2 protein-coding genes are annotated in these 3,872 nt (G+C 59.6%); both read left to right on the top strand.

The annotated features are described in order from the left end of the window. On the top strand, nucleotides 1-926 hold a 926-nt coding region (locus tag VAE55_RS14895), incomplete at its 5' end, for a DUF11 domain-containing protein (RefSeq protein ID WP_322816529.1). 14 nt (nucleotides 927-940) lie between these two features. Further along, nucleotides 941-3,601 carry a C25 family cysteine peptidase gene (locus VAE55_RS14890; RefSeq protein WP_322816528.1) on the top strand — a complete coding sequence of 887 codons (2,661 nt, stop codon included), beginning with the start codon at nucleotides 941-943 and terminating at the stop codon, nucleotides 3,599-3,601. Nucleotides 3,602-3,872: the final 271 nt, after the last annotated feature.

Raw genomic sequence — 3,872 nt, 5'->3', positions numbered from 1 at the left:
CGACGCCAACGACCGGGGTGGCAACGCCGACACCGACCAGTCCGCCACCAGATTCGCCTGGTTCGCTTCCCGATCTCGTTCTCAGCAAATCAGTTTCACCTGGTGTTGCCCAGGTAGGCGATCAGGTCGTCTATACGTTAACGCTGAGCAACATCGGGGGGGCAGCGGCAAATGAGGTGGTAGTTGATGACCCCCTGCCGGCATTTCTTCGTCTGATCAATGTCAGTGTCTCAAGTGGTACGGTACAGACTGTCGGCAATCAGGTCTCGGTGAGCATTCCAGTGCTTGCCCCCGGTGAAAGTATGACCATTACTATCCAGGCCGAACTGATTGCCACCCCACTCCCCACGGATAATCGTAATGTGGCATCGGCACGCACCTCCAACGTCGAAATTACGATGGACAATAATACCAGCAGCGCAACCCTGTTACCCATGCTTCCCGATCTGATCGTCACGAAGGAGGTAAACCCGACTATCGCTCAGGTTGGCGATAACGTGGTCTACACTATCACCGTTCACAACATCGGTGGTGCACCAGCCGGTGATGTGACGCTAAGCGATAATGTACCGCCGGCGTTGCGCCTGATTGATGCAACCACCACCGTCGGCGATGTTCAGACGAACGGTAATCAGGTGACAGTCACTGCACCAACGCTTGCCCCTGGCGACATCATTGTCGTGCAGGTGACGGCACAGGTGATTGCACCACTCACCTCAGCAAATTCGCTTAATACGGCTACGGTGCGCACCAGCGGTGGTGAGATCACGACGGACAACAATACCGGTAGTGCAATACTCGGTTCGCCGCCGGCTTCCCTGCCCCGAACCGCAGGCGATGTGTCGCGTTCGTTGCTGATCCTGATGGGTCTGGCACTGCTTGCGATTGGTATTGGCGCATTCGTGCGCCGACGTTCATATCGTTAGGAATGCGGAGTTCTATGCGGCGTCTTTGTCTCTTCTTTGTTGCTGCCGCACTTTTAATAGTGGCTGCGCCTGCAACCTGGGCGCAGCCATCCACCGGCCTGATCCTGCACCAACGGCCCGATGGGGTTGAGATTGTCTGGACGGCAGATCAGGCATCTGAGCCGCAACGATTGTTACTCTACCTCACGGCGGATGCTTCACCGTCGCCTGTCTTGCGCGAGTTGCAAGACCAGCCACTCAATAGGCCGCTTGCCCTACCATCCCTGCCCACTGTGGTTGTCGATGGTGAACCGCGCCCACCGCTGCCGTCATTCGCCCCAGAACCACCAACGGCGCCCCTGCGTATGCTCGGTGAAGGTTATCGGCAAGGCATGCGGTTGGCTCTGTATGAAATCTCTCCCTATTACCGGGCGCCCAATGGCCCCCGGCAGGCGCTACGGCTACGGGCATTTGTCGCCGGAGCAATGTTGGCTCCAACCCATCATCAGCCGGCAGTGGGTCTGAGTAGTGCCCCGCTGCCCGACCCGATTGCGACACGTCCGGCATGGACAATTGATGTCGCGGCGGAAGGTGTCCAGGAGATTGATGCACACACGTTGCGTTCGCTTGGCCTCGATCTGGATCAGGTTGCGCCGACGCAATTGCGCCTCTACCGTGCCGGGAGAACGCTGCCGCTAGAACCGGTGTTCGGTGGCACGAGCGTGACCGCCCTGCGCTTCTACGCACCTCCTCCCGGAGATCGCTGGTCGGCGTCTGATCGTTACTGGCTCACGGCTGAGCCGGGGGCCAGCCTGAACCTGATGACCAGCCGAACCGCGCAGCCACTGGCCGGTGATGTACCGACAGGGATTACCGTGAGCGGAACCGGGCCGGATGAAGCGCCGACCATCTATGAGTCGACGCTGGCCGGTTTTGATGGCGATTACTTCTTTCGTCGTCAGCTCGATGCCAGTGCAGGCGCACCGGTCAGCACGACCCTGACGATCACCCCAACCCTGCCATTTGCCACCAGTGGCCCGATGCAGGTAACGTTTGAACTGGCAACGCTGGTGCGGCACAGTGGTACGCATCGGCTGCGAGTGACTGCCGGGAACGGCTGGAGTACGTCGCTGGAGTGGAGCGGGCACGGTAGCCATCGCGCCGATATAACGCTGCCGTCGCCGACGACGGTGCTCACGCTGACCCTCGATCCGATCAGTGGTATTGACCGCATCTATCTGGATCGGCTCCTCTACCAGGCGCCGGCGCAGATTAACCTCACCTCTGCTGGCGCGATCTTTACCGGTCAGGCTGGTCGTTTTGCCTATCCGCTTACCGGCATCGCGCCTGGAAGTGCGGTGTACGACATCAGTGATCCATACCAACCAGTGCGATTGCACTTTAGCGGTACGACTTTTGCCGATAATGCACCTGTACCGCGGCGGTATCTGGTGACCGGTTCGGCCACACTGCACACACCGCTGGTAGCGCGTCACAATCCGGTTGATGTGACGACCCCACGGCAGGCGCGGGCGATTTACATTGTGCCGCGAGCGCTGATTGGTGAGCTGGAACCTTTGCTTGTCCGTCGCCAGTCCCAGGACTGGTTACCGCTAGCGATTGCCGTCGAAGATGTGTATGCCGGTTGGAGTGGTGGCGAACCTGATCCGCGGGCCATCCGCGATTTTCTGCGCTACGCTGCCGCGACCTGGTTGTCTGCTCCAGAGGCGGTGATTCTGGTTGGGGATGGCAGTTCTGACCCACGCGATTATCTGCGGCGCGGCTGGCCGACGCTGATTCCGCCGTATCTAGCCGAGGTAGACCCGTGGTTGGGCGAGACTGCTTGTGAAGTCTGTTTTGCTCAACTGGACGGTGATGATCCAACGGCTGAAACCCTCTTTCAGGCCGATCTCTGGATCGGGCGTCTGCCGGTGAAGACTGCGGAAGAGCTGCGTCGGCTGGTCGCAAAAATGCTTGCCTACGAGCAGAGCCGGGGTGCCTGGCAACGTCATGCCGTTTATTTGGCCGACAATCCCGACAGTAGCGGTGATTTTGCGGCTATGCTCGACTATGCTATCGGCTTGCAACCATCGCAAACAAGTACTACTCGCGTCTACTACGACCCGCATGGCGGTGAGGGCATGATTGCTGATGCTGATCTGGCGCGACAGCATGCATTTGCGGCCTTCAACCAGGGTGCCGGCTTGCTTGTCTACGCCGGTCATGGCTTGCAGTTTCAGTGGGCATTTACGGATTTTGATGTTAACGAGCCATTTCTGCTCAACGTCGATACGGCCACCGATCTGCACAATGGTTCGGCGTTGCCGGTTGTGTTGAGTATGACGTGTTTGACCGGGGCGTTTCAGCACCCCTCGTTTCGGGGCACGACCATTGATGAAGCCCTGGTCTTAAATCCTGACGGCGGTGCGATTGCTACTTGGAGTTCCAGCGGCTTCGGGGTCGCTTACGGTCATCGTCAATTGCTGCTGGGCTTTGTGGAAGCGCTCTGGGGCTGGTATGCAACCTCAACCTCAGCACCGCCGCTCGGTCACCTGGTTGCTGCCGGTTATGCCGAATTGGCCGCCAGTGGCGAAGCACCGGCATCGTTGCGGACATTCCTGTTGCTCGGCGATCCGCTGACACCGGTAGCGGCGCGGCCACTCTACCGGGTGGATGTGCCGCTGGTACAGCGCTGAGCGGTTATCGGCTGCGAATGTATGCGGTAGATAGGGCTGAAGGAAGCTGTGAACGCCCTCACCCCCGGCCCCTCTCCCGCGCAGCCATGCATTACCCACATGTCACGCTGCGTTAAGTTGGGCTGCAAACACCCTCCGTGGTGCAGGCTTCCAGCCTGCGTGGAGGCCTCCTCGCCTCCGCCGGCAGATGCTGACCGTGGCCGCTGGTGCGCAGGCACGAATCTCGTGCAACATAACCGTCTACGGGCAGGGATCGCATGCATGTCTGACC

The organism is Chloroflexus sp. (genome assembly GCF_034432675.1).
Taxonomy (GTDB): Bacteria; Chloroflexota; Chloroflexia; order Chloroflexales; family Chloroflexaceae; genus Chloroflexus.
The sequence above is the reverse complement of the archived record's forward strand: the minus strand, read 5'-3'. Positions and strand labels throughout refer to the sequence as shown.